Annotated in this window: 14 protein-coding genes; 4 read left to right on the top strand and 10 right to left on the bottom strand. The window is 39.4% G+C overall.

Features of this window, described 5'->3' with window-relative positions; all coding sequences use genetic code 11:
• Positions 1–5 precede the first annotated feature (5 nt).
• On the bottom strand, positions 6–770 hold the full coding sequence (locus D7Z94_RS10820) for an MBL fold metallo-hydrolase (RefSeq protein ID WP_120711567.1): 765 nt from the start codon (positions 768–770) through the stop codon (positions 6–8).
• An 88-nt stretch (positions 771–858) separates the two neighbouring features.
• On the opposite strand from D7Z94_RS10820, the gene D7Z94_RS10825 reads away from it, so the two are divergent.
• Positions 859–2,322: a TonB-dependent receptor gene (locus tag D7Z94_RS10825; RefSeq protein WP_120711568.1), complete on the top strand. Its 1,464-nt coding sequence runs from the start codon at positions 859–861 to the stop codon at positions 2,320–2,322.
• A gap of 230 nt (positions 2,323–2,552) precedes the next feature.
• Here D7Z94_RS10825 and bcp read toward each other — a convergent pair whose 3' ends face one another.
• Positions 2,553–3,008, bottom strand: coding sequence for a thioredoxin-dependent thiol peroxidase (gene bcp / locus D7Z94_RS10830; protein ID WP_120711569.1), 456 nt, complete (start codon positions 3,006–3,008; stop codon positions 2,553–2,555).
• 54 nt (positions 3,009–3,062) lie between these two features.
• On the opposite strand from bcp, the gene D7Z94_RS10835 reads away from it, so the two are divergent.
• A complete protein-coding gene (locus tag D7Z94_RS10835) occupies positions 3,063–3,728 on the top strand; it encodes an endonuclease III domain-containing protein (RefSeq protein WP_120711570.1) in 666 nt (221 codons plus the stop codon).
• Positions 3,729–3,739: 11 nt separating this feature from the next.
• Here D7Z94_RS10835 and D7Z94_RS25765 read toward each other — a convergent pair whose 3' ends face one another.
• From D7Z94_RS25765 to D7Z94_RS10845, 3 genes are all read right to left on the bottom strand, one after another.
• A complete protein-coding gene (locus tag D7Z94_RS25765) occupies positions 3,740–3,883 on the bottom strand; it encodes a hypothetical protein (RefSeq protein WP_170158839.1) in 144 nt (47 codons plus the stop codon).
• Between the two features lie 65 nt (positions 3,884–3,948).
• Entirely contained in the window at positions 3,949–4,533 is a 585-nt protein-coding gene (locus D7Z94_RS10840; RefSeq protein ID WP_120711571.1) for an RNA polymerase sigma factor, read from the bottom strand.
• Positions 4,534–5,111: 578 nt separating this feature from the next.
• Complete coding sequence (locus tag D7Z94_RS10845) at positions 5,112–5,693, bottom strand: sigma-70 family RNA polymerase sigma factor (protein ID WP_120711572.1); 582 nt, start codon at positions 5,691–5,693, stop codon at positions 5,112–5,114.
• A 247-nt stretch (positions 5,694–5,940) separates the two neighbouring features.
• Here D7Z94_RS10845 and uvrA point away from each other — a divergent pair, with 247 nt between their 5' ends.
• Entirely contained in the window at positions 5,941–8,721 is a 2,781-nt protein-coding gene (gene uvrA, locus D7Z94_RS10850; protein ID WP_120712023.1) for an excinuclease ABC subunit UvrA, read from the top strand.
• A gap of 5 nt (positions 8,722–8,726) precedes the next feature.
• On the opposite strand, the gene D7Z94_RS10855 is transcribed toward uvrA, so the two are convergent.
• Complete coding sequence (locus D7Z94_RS10855; protein WP_120711573.1) at positions 8,727–9,488, bottom strand: hypothetical protein; 762 nt, start codon at positions 9,486–9,488, stop codon at positions 8,727–8,729.
• A complete protein-coding gene (locus D7Z94_RS10860; RefSeq protein ID WP_120711574.1) occupies positions 9,481–10,176 on the bottom strand; it encodes a hypothetical protein in 696 nt (231 codons plus the stop codon). Before D7Z94_RS10860 ends, D7Z94_RS10855 begins: the two co-directional genes overlap by 8 nt.
• Positions 10,177–10,519: 343 nt before the next feature.
• Here D7Z94_RS10860 and D7Z94_RS10865 point away from each other — a divergent pair, with 343 nt between their 5' ends.
• Positions 10,520–11,824 (top strand): hypothetical protein, encoded by a 1,305-nt coding sequence (locus tag D7Z94_RS10865; RefSeq protein ID WP_120712024.1) that lies wholly within the window; start codon positions 10,520–10,522, stop codon positions 11,822–11,824.
• A gap of 111 nt (positions 11,825–11,935) precedes the next feature.
• On the opposite strand, the gene D7Z94_RS10870 is transcribed toward D7Z94_RS10865, so the two are convergent.
• Genes D7Z94_RS10870 through D7Z94_RS10880 form a run of 3 tightly spaced genes read right to left on the bottom strand, consistent with a single transcriptional unit; the run spans position 11,936 to position 17,117 of the window.
• On the bottom strand, positions 11,936–13,405 hold the full coding sequence (locus tag D7Z94_RS10870; protein ID WP_120711575.1) for a lipopolysaccharide biosynthesis protein: 1,470 nt from the start codon (positions 13,403–13,405) through the stop codon (positions 11,936–11,938).
• Positions 13,405–14,676: a glycosyltransferase family 4 protein gene (locus tag D7Z94_RS10875; RefSeq protein ID WP_120711576.1), complete on the bottom strand. Its 1,272-nt coding sequence runs from the start codon at positions 14,674–14,676 to the stop codon at positions 13,405–13,407. The genes D7Z94_RS10870 and D7Z94_RS10875 overlap by 1 nt, the downstream gene beginning before the upstream one ends.
• Positions 14,673–17,117 carry a YfhO family protein gene (locus D7Z94_RS10880; protein WP_120711577.1) on the bottom strand — a complete coding sequence of 815 codons (2,445 nt, stop codon included), beginning with the start codon at positions 17,115–17,117 and terminating at the stop codon, positions 14,673–14,675. Before D7Z94_RS10880 ends, D7Z94_RS10875 begins: the two co-directional genes overlap by 4 nt.
• Between the last annotated feature and the right edge of the window lie 6 nt (positions 17,118–17,123).

The raw sequence follows: 17,123 nt of genomic DNA on the forward strand, positions 1-17,123 counted from the left end.
TAGGATTAAAGGTTTACCACCAAATTGTCATAGGCCAAAAGTACACCTTTTGGTAATTTTTTTTCCACATCTTTATGAAAACCCAATAAATGACTTATGTGGGTAAAATACGTCTTTGGGGCACCCACCTTTTCCGAAAAAGAAATAGCTTCCCGTAAGTTGAAATGGGAATGATGGGGTTCTTCCCTTAGGGCGTTCACCACCAAAACTTGGGATCCCTTTATTTTTTCCAACTCATCATCGGCAATGGTCTTAACATCGGTTAAATAGGTAAAATCATGTATCCGATACCCCAATACAGATAGCCTATTGTGTTGCGCCTCAATGGGCATAACCATAGTATCACCAATTTTAAAGGGTTTATCTTTTTCTACAAGGTTAACTTCAACCGCTGGAGCACCAGGGTATCTGTTGGCATCCGCAAAAATATAATCAAAGCGTTGCTTCAGGGATGCTATTACCCGTTCGTGGGCATAGATAGGGATATCGCCCTGTCTAAAGAAAAAAGGCCGTATATCATCTATGCCGGCCGTGTGGTCCGCATGTTCATGGGTAAAAAGAATACCATCCAGTTTGGAAACTTCATGGGTGAGCATCTGCTGCCTAAAATCAGGGCCGCAATCTATAACAAAACTATAATCGCTCCAAGATAAAAGCACTGAGACTCGCAGTCTCTTGTCCTTGTGATCTTCGCTAAGACAGACCGGATGATTACTCCCGATTACCGGGATTCCCTGCGATGTTCCCGTGCCTAAAAACGTAATTCTCAACCCTTGGTCTATTTATTTCAAATTTATAACTTATTTATTTATTAGATTACCCATTCTTTTTAACTTTGTTTAAAGCAAAATCCTTAAAATGGCATCAGTTCTAAAACGGGACACCGCATTTGAGAATATACCTTCCATAAAGGCCAAAACCCTTAGAATCAATTTGAATCCGGATATTTACGGAACCTTTGCCGAGATAGGTGCGGGCCAGGAGACCGCACGGCACTTTTTCAGATCAGGGGGAGCCTCAGGCACCATTGCCAAGGCCATGAGTGCCTACGACAAGGATTTTAGCGATGCCATTTATGGAGATGAAAAGGATGGTAGGTATGTGACCCAATCAAGGCTTAAAAAGATGCTTTCGCATGAGATGCGACTTATGGAGGAGCGAATTAGCCGTGATACCCACCCGGAACGTTTGTTTTTCTCATACGCCAATACTGTTGCCACAATAGATTTTTCAAAACGCTATAAGGGGCATGGCTGGGTAGGTATCCGATTTCAATTAGATCCAAACCAAAAGGAATTTGATGAGATAATCCTGCACATACGCTTTAAGCAAAATGAGGCGCGATTGCAACAGGAGACCTTGGGCATAGTTGGAGTTAACCTCATTTATGGGGCATTCTACAAATACCATAAACCAAGGAAACTTCTAAAATATTTGTACGATCATATTGATCAGGATACCATTGAAATTGATATGGTAAACTTTTCAGGTCCTAGTTTTAAGGGCGTAGACAACAGGCTCATGAGTTTACAGCTCATACGTAACGATATGACGGATGCCGTAATGTTCGGACCCGACGGCAACAACCTTCTTCCCGCCGCAATCCTTTATAAAAAGAATATTTTGGCGTTACGAGGAAGTTTCCGGCCTGTGACCAAGGTAAACATGGATATGTTTGAAAAATCCTATGATATCTTTGTTAGGGATCCAGCAGTAGACGTTGATAAAGCCATCGTAATATTCGAGATTACACTTTCCAACCTTAAGGCGTCGGGGGAAATTGATGAACAGGATTTTATGGATCGCGCCGAGTTGTTATGTTCTTTGGGACATACCGTAATGATATCCAAATTTCAGGAGTACTACCGTCTAGTGGAATACCTTAACAGTTATACCAAAGCACATATTGGTTTAACAATGGGTGTAAATAACCTAGTGGATATTTTTGATGAAAAATATTATAGACATTTGAGTGGTGGTATTTTGGAAGCTTTTGGAAAGCTATTCTTCAAAGAACTGCAGGTCTATCTTTATCCCATGAAGAACGCCGAAACTGGGCAGATTATGACCAGTAACAACATCAAGGTACACCCAAGAATGAAAGAGTTGTACAAATTCTTCAAGTATAATGGGAAGGTTATGGACATTATTGACTATGACCCGGAAATCATGCATATTTTCTCCAGGGATGTCCTAAAAAAACTGATCAACAACGAAGAAGGTTGGGAGGATATGCTGCCCGAAGGAATTGCCGAGACCATTAAGGAGAAAAATTTGTTTACCCGCAAAATGGTAAAACAAAAAGAAGAAGCCAAAACATAACAAAGGCTTTTGAATAACAAAATTCCTTTCAGCTTAGAAAAGAATGTAATTTTCTTTCCCCACAACTCAAACCGGGATCTTAGTCCTCCGGTTTTGAAAAAAATATAATCGGAAAAGTATCCGAAAGCAGAAAACTAAAGGGCATTTGTTTTAGGTCAATATTTTGATGCTTACACTTCATATGAGCAACAAAAAAGCCCTTGAAGAAGGGCTTTAAGTCTCTAGAAGTATCAGCCGTCCAGTAGCTGGGCCGCATGATCCTTTGTCTTCACCTTGTCTATGACCCTTGAAATGCTTCCCTCCTCATTGATTACAAAGGTTTTCCGGTGTATACCGTCGAATTCGCGGCCCATAAACTTTTTAGGGCCCCAAACCCCAAAAGTATTGATAACGGTGTGATCTTCGTCTGCCAATAAGGGAAAAGGGAAGTCGAATTTTTTCTTGAAATTGGATTGTTTCCTCTGTGAATCCTCGCTCACCCCCAAAAGTTCATATCCTTGGGCCTGTAGCTCGGCATAGTTGTCCCTCAAATTACAGGCTTCTGCCGTACAACCCGGGGTATTGGCCCTAGGATAGAAAAAAACAATAAGTTTTTTTCCCTTGTAATCGGATAAATTAATAGTATTGCCATCTTGATCTTTTGCTTCGAAAGAGGGAACTTTTTCCCCTACTTGTAATGTGTTCATCTAGTAAATAATGTATTTATGTTTAAATATTTTTAAACAAAGTTAAACAAAAAAATGACGAAAACGGAAAAAGTAAATTTCGCTATAAACAAACTTAAGGAGCTATATCCTACAATACCGGTTCCTTTGGAACATAAAGATCCCTATACCCTATTAATAGCGGTTTTGCTGTCAGCTCAAAGTACGGATGTACGAGTAAACAAAATTACACCTTTGTTGTTCGAAAGGGCAGACAATCCTTACGATATGGTAAAATTGACCGTAGAGGAAATCCGCGAAATCATAAAGCCCGTAGGGCTTTCACCTATGAAATCCAAAGGTATATATGGGCTTTCCCAAATTTTAATCGATAAATATCAGGGACAGGTTCCAAAAGACATCGACCTTTTGGAAGAGCTTCCCTCGGTGGGGCATAAAACGGCAAGCGTAGTAGTATCCCAAGCTTTTGGCATACCGGCTTTTCCTGTTGATACGCATATTCACAGGCTCATGTACCGGTGGGGATTTTCCAATGGAAAGAATGTGGTTCAAACAGAAAAGGATGCTAAAAGATTGTTTCCCAAAGAATTGTGGAACAATTTGCACTTGCAGATTATTTGGTATGGTCGTGACTATTCTCCGGCCCGAGGTTGGAATCTGGAAAAGGATATTATAACCAGAACAATCGGAAGAAAAAAGGTTTTGGAGGAATACTATAAAACCAAAAAGACCCGCAAGTAGCGGGCCTTTATCTAGTTTAGAATGTTTTCGAACGTCAGTTCTTTGTGCTTTACTACATGTAGGGCCTTGGAATAATCGAGTAAAAACTTTACCGTTTCCGCACAAGCCTCAACAATGCGATAGTCTTTTTCGTGTTTAGAGTAGATTTTTTCCATATTAGATGTATTGTTATCATAAATAACGCAACTAAAATGGAAATATTGTTTAAGCTGTCCTAAGTCTATTGATTAGTGAGAACAATGTTGTGCTTATCTATAATTTTTCGAAGGTTTATCAATGCATAGCGCATTCTTCCCAATGCAGTGTTTATACTCACACCTGTGTTTTCGGATATTTCCTTAAAACTCATATCCTTATAGATGCGCATGATTAAAACTTCCTTTTGGTCATCTGGCAATTCCTCTATAAGATGTCTTAGGTCCGATGTAATTTGATCTTGTATAATTTGCTTTTCTGCATTTAGTTTGTTGTCCCCTATTACAGAAAAAATGTTGAAGTCGTCACTCCCTTCGAACATGGGCATTCTTTTATTCTTCCTGAAGTGATCAATTATAAGGTTATGGGCTATGCGCATTACCCAGGGCAAAAATTTGCCTTCCTCACTATACGTCCCTTTTTTAAGGGTCTTGATAACTTTTATAAAGGTATCCTGGAAAATATCCTCGGTAATGTCCCGGTCCAGCACTTTTGAGTAGATAAAACTGGTAACGCGTTGGTTGTGACGGTTGATCAATATTTCCAAAGATTTCTCATCTCCGCTTATATAATCTCTTACTAGTACTGAATCTTCTATTTGTAGTTCCATAAAGATTGATTTTTTGGTTAAGATTAGGGGCTTCCGAGTGGTAAGCTTTTAAGTTGTTAGATTAATTAATTTGAGTGTTTTCGATTCTTGTTTTTAATTATGACCTAAAACTAGATAAATCGGCTAGAGAGGAAAAAACTATGTTGTCAAACACGCTCTTTTTGATGTGAAATCGCATTTTTTTGGTTTTGGCCACAATAAAACCAAATATTAACAGTTGCACGATCAAAACACACTGGGAGCGGTGCTATAAGTTTCCTGAAGGGATAACAAGGGTAATGGGGAGTTTAGGAACAGTACCAAAAGAAAAACCCCCAAGGTAAAAAGTCCTTGGAGGTTTTATATGTTTGTTTATTTTACTCTTAGTTCATGTTACTTTCGAACGATATTCCTTTTGCCTTTGTTATTTTCAACGATTTGGAATAATTTAATAAGAATTCCACTGTTTCCGGTTTGGCTTTAACAAGTTTACACTTGTTATGGTCTTTTGCGTAAAGTTTTTCCATGTTATTTTCCGTTTGTTTCAATAGATAACGCGACGGAAATAAATATAGTCAATACGCTCGACCTATGGCCTATTAATTCGTTAAAACAATGTTATTCTGGTCTATCAGCTTCCTCAGGTTGATGAGGGCGTAACGCATACGGCCTAAAGCGGTATTAATGCTTACCCCGGTATTTTCCGATATTTCCTTAAAACTCATGTCCTTATATATACGCATCAGCAATACCTCTTTCTGTTCATTGGGAAGTTCTTCTATAAGCAAGGTAAGATCGCTATCAATCTGGTCCTTAATAATCTGTTTCTCAATATTTAGTTTTTCGTCACCGATTACAGAGAAAATATTGAAAGTATCGGCCCCTTCGAACATAGGCAACCTTCTGTTCTTTCTAAAATAGTCGATGATGAGGTTGTGCGATATGCGCATTACCCAGGGCAAAAATTTGCCTTCTTCACTATAGGCACCTCTCTTTAAAGTTCTGATCACTTTCATAAAGGTATCCTGAAAAATATCCTCGGTCACTTCCCTATCGTTCACCTTGGAGTATATAAAACTACTAATGCGCTGGTTGTGACGGCCAATTAGTGCAGCTAGAGCTCTTTCGTCTCCGTCAATGTATCTTTTAATGAGTAGGGAGTCTTCAACTTGATGTTCCATAACGACTACTTTTATTTAGTTAAAATTAGCGGCCTATTTGGGGAAAAGGCCTTGTGGGTTATTATTCTAATTCTAAAAAAGTAGTGTTGTTGCTATAGGCGTTTTAACATTTTGTTGAGTTCAAATATAGAAAAAATTAAGTGACCGGAAAAAAAATGTGCCGTCATACACACAATTTTTGATGCAAAGTATACAATATTGGTGATTGAAAAATGCATGTCTTATCTTTATGGCCCTAAAAATAAATATGGCAACTCTTTTAGATAGCAACCCCAAGGAAAACATCATTATCAAAGGTGCCAAGTTGCACAATTTGAAGAATATAGACGTTGTAATCCCTAGAAACAAGCTAGTTGTAATCACCGGCCTTTCCGGTTCCGGGAAGTCGAGTTTGGCCTTTGATACATTGTATGCTGAAGGCCAGCGAAGATATGTGGAAAGTCTTTCTTCCTATGCACGCCAGTTTTTAGGAAAATTGGACAAGCCTAAAGTGGATTATATCAAAGGGATAGCCCCAGCGATTGCCATAGAACAAAAAGTGAACTCAACCAATCCCAGGTCTACCGTTGGCACCACTACCGAAATTTACGATTATCTTAAGTTGTTATATGCCCGTATTGGAAAGACCATATCACCAATTTCTGGGAAGCAGGTCAAAAAAAATACGGTTACGGACGTCATACAACATATAAAAGGGTATGCCGAAGGTGAAAAACTTTTGCTATTGGCCCCTGTACAAATTAAACCTGATAGAAATCCCATAAAATCGCTTCAACTTTTTTCCAAACAGGGGTATGCCAGGATAAAACATAAGGGAGAGGTCATACGCATTGATAACGCACCCAACGATATTGGTCGGGAATTCCATTTGGTAGTGGATCGTATTATCACCAAAAATGATGAAGATTTTTATAATCGATTAGCCAATGCGGTGGATACGGCATTTTTTGAAGGCAAGGGTGAATGCATCATTGAGGAACTCGCCACTGGAGGACAAGTAAAGTTCAGTAATACCTTTGAACTGGATGGTATGCAGTTCTTGGAACCTAATGTTCATCTGTTCAGTTTTAACAATCCATATGGAGCTTGCCCAAAATGTGAAGGGTATGGTGATGTAATCGGTATAGACGAAGATTTGGTAGTTCCCAATACCTCCCTGTCCGTTTATGAAAATGCGATCTTCCCCTGGCGCGGAGAGAGTATGGGTTGGTATCGGGACCAGTTGGTGAATACGGCCTATAAATTCGATTTCCCTATTCATAAACCTTGGTTTCAATTGTCCGAGGAACAAAAGCAATTGGTCTGGGACGGGAACGAACATTTTACCGGGCTCAACAAATTCTTTGGCCAACTTGAGGAGAAAAGCTATAAAATACAGAATAGGGTAATGCTTTCCCGCTATCGAGGTAAGACCAAATGCAATAGCTGCAAAGGGAAAAGACTACGCAAGGAGACCGATTATGTAAAAGTAGATGGAAAATCGATTTCCGACCTCGTGGAACTTTCCATAAAAAAATTGGTCCTGTTCTTTGAAGGATTGGAATTATCGGAGCACGACCAAAAAATTGCTTCCCGTTTATTGAAGGAAATCAATACCCGTTTGGGTTTTTTGGAGAAGGTAGGCTTAAGTTATCTAACACTCAATCGCAAATCGAACACCCTTTCGGGAGGCGAAAGCCAGCGCATCAACCTGGCCACTTCGTTAGGAAGCAGTTTGGTAGGATCCATGTATATTTTGGATGAGCCCAGTATTGGACTGCATCCCAAGGATACAGAGAATCTGATTGAAGTACTCAAATCTTTACGCGATTTGGGCAATACTGTCATCGTTGTAGAACACGATGAGGATATTATGAAAGCTGCCGATGAAGTTATCGATATTGGTCCAGAGGCAGGCACTCACGGCGGTGAAGTAGTAGCCTATGGCCCCTTAAGTGAAATACTGAAATCACAATCGCTTACCGCCAGCTACCTGAACGGTTCCGAAGAAATATCGGTACCCAAAGAACGGAGGACCTCAAAAAATCATATTGAAATTAAGGGCGCGCGGGAAAATAACCTTAAAAATATTGATGTTACCTTTCCTTTAAATATGCTTACCGTGGTTACCGGCGTTTCTGGTAGTGGTAAAAGTACTTTAGTAAAAAAACTACTTTATCCCATTATTTTGAAGAAAGTGGGAGGTTATGGTGAAAAAGCGGGACAGTTTACCTCGGCCGATGGGAAATATCAAAGTATCAAACATGTGGAGTTCGTAGACCAGAATCCTATTGGTCGATCATCACGCTCCAATCCGGTTACCTATATCAAAGCTTATGACGACATACGGTCTTTGTTCGCCACACAGAAATTGAGCAAGATTCGCGGATATCAAGCCAAGCACTTTTCCTTTAATGTGGATGGCGGCCGTTGCGAAAAATGTAAGGGGGAAGGTGAGATTACCGTAGAAATGCAATTTATGGCCGATGTGCATTTGGAATGCGATACTTGTGGCGGCAAGCGGTTCAAAAAAGAAGTATTGGAAGTAAAGTTTAATGACGCATCCATTAGTGATGTATTAAACATGACCATTGACGATGCCATTGTCTTTTTTGAGCATGGAAAACAGACGAAGATCGTTACCAAATTAAAGCCTTTGCAGGATGTGGGGCTGGGTTATGTAACCTTGGGACAGTCCTCCTCTACCCTTTCCGGTGGTGAGGCGCAACGGATTAAACTTGCCTCTTTTTTGGTAAAAGGAACCACGAAGGACAAGGCTTTGTTCATTTTTGATGAACCCACAACCGGACTTCACTTCCATGACATCAAGAAACTGCTGAAATCTTTTGATGCCCTACTGAGCCGTGGCCATTCCATAGTGGTCATCGAGCACAATATTGAACTCATAAAATGTGCCGATTACATCATTGACTTAGGACCTGAAGGTGGGGAAAATGGTGGTAATCTTATGGTTCAGGGTACGCCAGAGGAAGTGATACAAAGCAAAAAGTCTTATACCGCGAAGTACTTAAGGGAGAAATTAGGTTAGGAAAATTATGAAGGGGTGTCCTTTTTACTTATGGATTGAATCAAGCTTTTAATTTTGGACAAGGAGTTCTTTATTTTTTCCGACTCGCACTTCTTATTCAATAAATCGATTTTTCTCTCTAGTAAATTAAAGTTAGCATCTGGATATAACTCAATCAATCTCGTGAAATACTTGTTTATACCCTCAGCTAGTAATTCCTTCCCTTCCTCTGAAAACGAATTTTCATTGTTTATCTCATCAAGATATATATTGAAGTTACTTATAAGAGTACTTATGTTTGTATTAATATTGTTCTGTGCTCTGACAGAATTTGGATCGTCAGAACTTGCTTTGATATTATCATTCCCAAGTTTAAAATATTTTAATTGTAGTCCGAGCCCAAACTGCCAAACCCTAAGTAATTCTACATCGTACAAATATTTATCCTGTAAATCACGCGCTTGGTAAATGTCCTGCATGTCCCTCCAATGTCTAAAAAACTCAGTCGCAACTCCATTCCTGTGCTTTAATCCCAATTGCTCATCATCAAGGACTACTTCATAGTTTTGATGATCAGTTAGCTTTTCAACTATTGCTCTGGTCTCAGGGTCTTTAAACGAAGGTAACTTTTCATCATCATCATATCCAAAATTCAATTCAAGTGTAACTTTCTTATAATCATTGGTATCCCAATACCTTTTCTGCATTGGAAATCTGGGTTCCTCAGTTTTGCAACTAACTATTATTAAGCATAAGAGCGTCAAAATGACAATTTTAAATCTATCCATTGATGGGAACTTTTGGTTTTTTATATTCAGAAAACAAATTTAACAAACTGTCTATTGTCTTTTCATATTCCTTCTGTTTACTAAAAACATAACTATGGAAAGTATCGTAGTCATATTTCTTTTGAAACTTTCGTTCTTCTCGCAACGTAGTAAGAATTATTTTATGAATTTCATTTTTACTTGGCTTTTTTAAAAGAGCTAATTTTTGTCTAGTTTTTCGCGCAAATAATTCAGTGATTTTAAAATGATAAATTTCATGAGTCAATAATTCATGACTGTTAGAATGTGAATTGTAAACAAAAGACCTGGACGGATGAAATAAAGCTTCAACGTAAATCGAATCTTCTTCTATTTCACTTTCTATCGTAGTCACTATATATGCAAATCTTTCATTTCCATACAACGACTTTTTGAAAAATTCAAGTCCTCTGAAATTTTCGAAAGTAATTTGATCAACCTTTTCATAGTTAATCGGACCTTCATAATCTAAAAAATTTACTTTGATAAGAATTATAAACGCAATTCCAACAGGAAGTAGAACAAGAAAACTATACTTCAAAATCTTTTTGAATCTTCTTAGTGGTAGTTTATTCCCCTTTTTGCTCTCTCCTATTACAATTACTAGTTGATAAAAGACTGGGGAAAAGTAAATTCCTAAAACTAGGATAACTATTAGGGCATCACTCATTTAATTGGTCTTTCCTCATTCACATTCATAATAAGTTGGTATGAATACTAATATACCTGTTTATCTTCAATTTTTCTTGTAGTATATAATTTTAGCTACAATATCCATAAAGTCAAATTGACTTAAGGTAAGTACGAATGTTGAAAGTAATATTTAAAGCATTGCGGCTTATAAAATATGTTTCTTTTGTCCTCTAAAAAAATTTAAAATATATAAAGCATTAAAAAACAAATAGTTAAACTTAGCCATAGTATTTTGGCACGCTGTTTGATTTCTCCTAAGCGGAATGCAAATAGTTGCTTCCAGAACTACCCGTCGGCAGACAGGTTTAAAATCGCATATCATGAAACAGTTAGTACTCTTATTTACAGCCCTTGTCTTGGGAACCACGGGTACCCAAGCTGTAAGCACGGAAAATAGCACTGCCATAAGCAGTGCCTACCGATTCAATAACTCCTTCATCTTTGTAGAGGATGGTATTACATTTTCGGTTTATCCGGATGGCGAATTTGATTTTTATATAGATAACCGCGCTAATTTTGGTGCCAATGTCAATATCGGTCGTTCCAATTTTACATTCAATTCGGGATTCGATTATAATCCTTTCGTCCAATATGATGACTATGGTGCAGTGATACAAGTAGAGAACGTACCCGTTTTTTATGATCATTATGGACGTGTCGCACAAATCGGCAACATTTTCGTAAACTATCGTAATGGTTTTGTATCCCGATTAGGTGGTATGAATGTCTTTTATAATAATGGTGTATACGCCTACCATACCGGTTTTATAAATGTATATAACAGACGTTACATCTTTAGACCTTTCCATAGGTTCTTTGTAAGACCAGCATTAGGATTCTGTTTGGTATATAATAGACCGTATCGAAGGTTTTATAGCCCTATCCGATACACCTGGTACAGACCGTACCGATATAATAACCGTAGGGCCTATGCCAGAATTGGAAGAGAGCATCGATACAACCGTATCCGTAGGGAACGTGCCCGCGTCTATAGAAATGACAGAAGGGTAGCTGTACGCCAGAATAATAGCAGGAGAGCCGATGCACTACGTACGGAAAGAGGTGTTACGCGAAGGAACAACAATGTGGCACGAACCAATCGTTCGGTAACGCAGAGAGGTAATGTTTCCCGAAGCAATACTAGAAGAGCGGAAACCGTCAGAACAGAAAGAGGTGTTACAAGAAGGGGTAACGTTTCCCGAAACGATGGTAGAACGGTACGTAGGGATGCCGCAATACGTTCCAACAACACTCGAAGAACGGCGGTAGATCGAACTCGAAAAATAGAGAATCGCAACGTCCGTAAAGCAGACACCAGACCTGCAAGGCAGAGAACGGTTACGCAACGTTCTACAACGGTACGCAATCCTAAGCGGAATGCAGTGACTAAAAGAACGGTAACCCAAACGCCAAGGAGCAGAACGGTAACGCGTAGTACCAAGACTTATAAAAGCCCACAAAGGGCAACAACAAATAGATCGGTACGGAAAGCGGCACCGACAAGAAATAGAAGTAGCAATGTTGCTACCCGTAGCAACTCAAGAAAAAAGGTAAGTAATGCCCCTTCTAGAAGTACAAGGAATAGCGGAACTAGATCGCAATCCAGAAGTTCCAGGAGGCAATAAAAATAGTTTTTAGGTTGGTTAGTTGTTTAGCCCCGCAGTTGGATTCGTCCGCTGCGGGGTTTTTTTAATTTACTTTAGGAAAACAGGCCAAATCGCACGAACAGATTGGTCTTATTCTTTGGGGGGAGTCTTTCCCAGAACCCTGGAAATCAAGTTAAAAACATCCTCGGATAGTCTAAACCGATAAATTACAGCTATATAAATGCCCGTTATAAGTATACTCTTGAGCACAATATTTGCAATGGGATGAAAAGGAAATTGAACAAAATAAAAACCTAAACCCATGAGTAGTAAAAGTGCCAATACCTTGAGGGTTTCCGAGGTAAAAGGTTGAATATTAAATTTGGATTTTACATAAAGTAGTTTGATCGTATTGTACAGGAAAATGGCCAAAAAGGTACCAAATGCCGCTCCTTCAATACCATAGTTCGGAATGAGCCATAGATTAAATACAATTATAGAAACCGCAAGAAATACGCCCATAACCAACAAAGTGCGGTAATATTCTGAATTGTACAGAATTGAATTGTTATTCCCTAAAACCGAGTCGTACACTTTTGCCAATCCAACAAAAAAGACAATGATGAAGCCATTGCGGTATTCTTCCGGAAGCAATAGGTACAAATCCTTTAAGTTGAGTACGATAAGCAAAAACAATAATCCCGAAACGATAAAAAGCGTTAAAGAGCTTTTTTGATAGAGCGTTTTTAAAGCAGGAATATCATGTTTCGTTAACAATTCCGCGGTGATAGGATAGGTAATCTGATGCATTGATCGAGAGGGAACGATTATGGTTGTCGCAATATAAACGGCCACTCCATAATAAGCTACATTTTCAATTTGGATAAACTGATTGATCATAAACTTATCAATTTCCAAAATGATTATGGCCGCCGATCCACCCAAAATAATCAGGGCGCTATAGTTAATAATACTTTTGGTATTTGATGGTAGATTAAAAGTCAATTTAGGCATCCGAAGCCGATAGGCATACACTTTCATGAGAATCGTCCGAAGCAGATAAAGCGCGACCAACGCTTTCAAAAAAACAGGTACCGATATGAGTTCAAAATGGACCAAGACCAAGAGAACCATAACCACAATACGATTGAATACTTCCTTCATAAAATTTCCAAAGACCGATCTCATTTGGACCTTGGCCCAAGCATAGAATATTTCAAAATACGCCATCGCCATCCCGATCAAAAAAATATACCACACATAATCCCCAACAATAGGATTCTCCCGGGATAAAAAATTGCCAATGGCATCATAGGCCAAAAAGGAAATAGCAGCAATGGGAAGTACCATCAAAAGGGGTAAAAATAGCATGAGGCTCAGGAAGCTATCGGAATTTTGCCGGTCAGAAAATGTACTGTAAAACTTAACCAAGGTATTGGGTACACCAAAGGCCAATAATGGCATTAAAATAGCCGAGGTGGAGAGGATTACCGTTACCAGTCCATAGTATTCGTCGGATAAAAATCGGGTGTATAAAAAGAGGGTGTTTATGGCAGCGATACCAAATCCCAAATAGGTAATCACGGTGTTGCTCAATGATTGTTTTAATACTATACCCATCAGAGATATTCGGACAGTTGTTCGGTAAGCGCCTTACGACTATACTTTTCCACGTCTTTTGAAACCACATTCAATTTTCCTTGTTGATATGCGGCAAACCATTCTAAAAGTACATTTTTTAATTGGGAATTATTCTGATAGTCGAACACCCTGCCTGAATGCGTCTTCAAAATAATGGCACCTGCCTCCCAATTATTGGGGCCTAAGGCTAAAATAGGCCTTCTGGCTGCCATATATTCAAACAATTTCCCTGGAACAATGCCTTTGGTATCTTCCGAATCAATTTCAACCAATAGCAGAATCTGAGCGCGTTGTTGCCTGCGAAGGGCCTGGGCATGGGATACGTATCCTTTCATTTGAATATATGGGGCCAGTTCGTTTTTGTAAAGATTATCCATGACGTCTTCACTCACTACCCCGATAAACTCCAATTGTAACTCCTTTCTAAAAATCTCGTCTTCCCGGGCAATTTCCGATAGTACTTTCCATAGATTGTTTGGGCTGCGGCCCGTGAGTAGAGACCCAATATGGGCAATCGTAAATTTATCATCCAAATCGGCACCTCCTATGTAATCAGAATCAAAACCATTGGTTATTAATTCAATAGGCTTATCCGTTAGGGTCCGGAATTCCTTTCGTGTGGTATCGCTTGTAGTAATCAACAAGTCTGCCTCATTGAGCACCGAGCGTTCCAAAGTTTTATGCTTGTTTTGGGAGGATTTGGTGAGTCTGAGCTTTTTGTGATAACCAATGGAGGTCCAGGGATCTCGGAAATCGGCAATCCATTTCACTTGGTGTTCTTGCCTTAATTGCTGTCCAATTAAATGAACGCTATGTGGTGGTCCTGTAGTGATGACCGTTTTGATGTTTTGTTTTTCAATAAGTTCAGAAAGGTAAGATACCGAGGGTTTTACCCAATATTTCCTGGCATCGGGGATGAAAAAATTACCCCGAATCCATAACATGGCTTTTTCCAAGGCAGATTGATTTTTAGTCCGAATAATCCCGGAGCTGATGCGTTTGGTCTTTTTCGTGGATAGGATTTCCGCAAAACGGTAGGGTTCAAAAATCGGTTTTCTATGAATTTCAATCCCATCTGGCACTTCATTCAACAAAGAGTTGTCTTGAATAGGGTAATGAGGATTTTCGGGAATAAAAACAATGGGGTCCACCCCAAAATCGGGCAAGTATTTTACAAATTTCAACCACCGTTGTACTCCTGGTCCCCCAGCAGGTGGCCAATAGTACGTGATGATAAGCACCCTTTTCATGGGGTAGTTCCTTTTTCTTTTTTTCGGTAGCGCCAAAAGGTATATCCAAGTCCGCTTAAAATAATCAACCCCAGCAAAGCAGAACTTGCCAAGGTAATTTGACTTCCTAAGGCTATTATTTGCGGCTCAAACTTGAACTCTATGGTATGCTCCCCTTCTGGGAGCATTAACGCTCTTAAAACATAATTTACCCTAAAATGCTTTTTGGGTTTTCCATCTATATAAACATTCCAGCCATGTGGATAGTACATTTCCGAAAAGACAGCGGCACCAGCATTGGAATTTACAGATCGATATGTCAAATGGTTGGGCTCGTAATCCGTTAAGGTGACGGAAGCGATGGAATCTACCGTAAAATTGAACCGGTTGATATTAGGAAACTTAATGGTATTAACAAGGGCATTTCTTTTGGTATCCAGACTATCCAGGTCAAGAATTTCAGTATTGGCATCCTCTACCGGTAATAGTTTTTCTACAAACCAAGCATTGCCATTGGCATCAGGATTCAAAACCGGATAGCTCCTACCCTCTTCATCCTGTTGAATCACATATTTTATATTCAACATATTGAGAATCCCGATATTCCCTTGAGCGATATGAAAATAGAAAAGGTCCTCCATACCAGCTGGTTTTGCCGCATGGTAACCGGATATGGTCTTATGAAAATATGAGGTGCGCGCACCTTCAAAACCCTGTGTTTGATCGAACACTCTAAAATTGGTCGTATCCTTTAGGATTTCAGTATCCGCGGGTGATTCCTGAAACGGCCTGGTCATACGTCTTTTGGCTATAAAATTTTCTTTGTTTACATACCTGAGGTTTACCCCTACCAAGTCCGATACCATTAATACACCGAGCAGAATAACCGCAACATTCTGCTTGATTTTTTCTTTAAGAAAGAACCATAGGGCCAATGCAGCCAAAAACACATAGATAAGTGAGCGAAAAAGATCACTAGTGTACACCGCCTTCCTATCGGATTGGATAAGATCCAATATTTCATCTCCGTAATACCGTTTTATGGTGTCATCGTGATATCCAGAAAAATCAAACATCCCCTTTACCAAAAACAATAGGATACCTAACCCAAAAACAATAAAAAACGAAATTCTGAGTGCCTTCAACTTATCAGTCTGTGAAACCGTATTCTTAAAAAGAACTTGTAGGGCCAAAATTGCCAAAACTGGCGCACAAAGCTCCAAAACCACCTGTATGGAAGATACCGCACGAAACTTGTCGTATAGCGGAAAATAGTCGATCATGAAATCGGTCAGAAAGCTAAAATTCTTTCCCCAAGACAGGAGCAAGGACAGTAATGTACCTCCTAAAAGCCACCATTTTGCCTTTCCCTTTACCAAAATGAGCCCTAGAATGAAAAGGAAAAAAACAATGGCACCAATGTACGCTGGGCCAGAAGTTCCCGGTTGATCACCCCAATATAAGGTAACCGCGCTTGAAAAATTAAGGGCTTGGCTGCGTGGAATGCCTTGGTCTATCAAAAAACCATAGGTTTTTGAATTCTCTCCTAAATTTTCTTGGGATGATCCTCCAAATAGACGGGGAACGAATAAATTCAAGGATTCCGAAATCCCATAACTCCATCGGGTAATATATTCCCTATCCAAGCCATCCAGATTCTCTTTGGTATTACCCTGATAGTCTATGGTCAATTCAGATTTTCCCCGGGTACTCCAGTCAGCATATTCCTTTGTGGCCATAAGACTGGTAGCATTGGCGGCAATTCCCAAAGCTACAGCTATCACTAAAATCCCAATAGAAACAAAAAAGTGCTTTAGCTCTCCCTTTTGTATGGCATAGACAAGATATGCGATACCCAATATGAGAATCAGCAGCATACCGTAATAGGTCATTTGGTAATGGTTGGCCACCACTTCCAAGGCCATAGCCAGGGCCGTAAGGACAAAGCCCCAGAGGTATTTTTTTCTAAAAGTCAATACGATGCCTCCTAAAAGTATGGGCAAATACCCCAAAGCATGGGCTTTGGCATTATGGCCTACACCTAAAATTATAATCATATACGTTGAGAAGCCAAATGCCAGGGCTCCTAAAACGGCAAGGCGATAATCTACTTTTAGGCAACAAAGCAGTATATAGAACCCAATAAAGTAAAGAAACAAATAGTCCGCCGGACGAGGCAAAAAACGAATAAGCCTGTCCAATTTTTTTATATAGTCATGTGGATAGTAGGCACCTAATTGATATGTGGGCATCCCTCCAAAGGCACTGTTTGTCCAATAGGGTTCCTCTCCTGTCCGCTTTCTGAAATCATTCTGTTCCTTGGCCATGCCCGTGAACTGAACAATATCCGATTGTTCTATGACCTTCCCTTGCAGAACCGGATGAAAATAGGCCAAGGCGGCAATAACAAAAAAAACAGTTACAAAAAAATGAGTGAAAAGAGCTTTAAGCGAGTTCTTCATTGGTCA

This window comes from Ulvibacterium marinum (assembly GCF_003626755.1).
Lineage (GTDB): Bacteria > Bacteroidota > Bacteroidia > Flavobacteriales > Flavobacteriaceae > Ulvibacterium > Ulvibacterium marinum.

Bases quoted from the DNA above. Each gene is read 5' to 3' on its own strand.
- D7Z94_RS10825 (WP_120711568.1), top strand. From the start codon at position 859: ATGGCATCAGTTCTAAAACGGGACACCGCATTTGAGAATATACCTTCC.
- bcp (WP_120711569.1), bottom strand. From the start codon at position 3,008: ATGAACACATTACAAGTAGGGGAAAAAGTTCCCTCTTTCGAAGCAAAA.
- D7Z94_RS10835 (WP_120711570.1), top strand. From the start codon at position 3,063: ATGACGAAAACGGAAAAAGTAAATTTCGCTATAAACAAACTTAAGGAG.
- D7Z94_RS25765 (WP_170158839.1), bottom strand. From the start codon at position 3,883: ATGGAAAAAATCTACTCTAAACACGAAAAAGACTATCGCATTGTTGAG.
- D7Z94_RS10840 (WP_120711571.1), bottom strand. From the start codon at position 4,533: ATGGAACTACAAATAGAAGATTCAGTACTAGTAAGAGATTATATAAGC.
- D7Z94_RS10845 (WP_120711572.1), bottom strand. From the start codon at position 5,693: ATGGAACATCAAGTTGAAGACTCCCTACTCATTAAAAGATACATTGAC.
- uvrA (WP_120712023.1), top strand. From the start codon at position 5,941: ATGGCAACTCTTTTAGATAGCAACCCCAAGGAAAACATCATTATCAAA.
- D7Z94_RS10855 (WP_120711573.1), bottom strand. From the start codon at position 9,488: ATGGATAGATTTAAAATTGTCATTTTGACGCTCTTATGCTTAATAATA.
- D7Z94_RS10860 (WP_120711574.1), bottom strand. From the start codon at position 10,176: ATGAGTGATGCCCTAATAGTTATCCTAGTTTTAGGAATTTACTTTTCC.
- D7Z94_RS10865 (WP_120712024.1), top strand. From the start codon at position 10,520: ATGAAACAGTTAGTACTCTTATTTACAGCCCTTGTCTTGGGAACCACG.
- D7Z94_RS10870 (WP_120711575.1), bottom strand. From the start codon at position 13,405: ATGGGTATAGTATTAAAACAATCATTGAGCAACACCGTGATTACCTAT.
- D7Z94_RS10875 (WP_120711576.1), bottom strand. From the start codon at position 14,676: ATGAAAAGGGTGCTTATCATCACGTACTATTGGCCACCTGCTGGGGGA.
- D7Z94_RS10880 (WP_120711577.1), bottom strand. From the start codon at position 17,117: ATGAAGAACTCGCTTAAAGCTCTTTTCACTCATTTTTTTGTAACTGTT.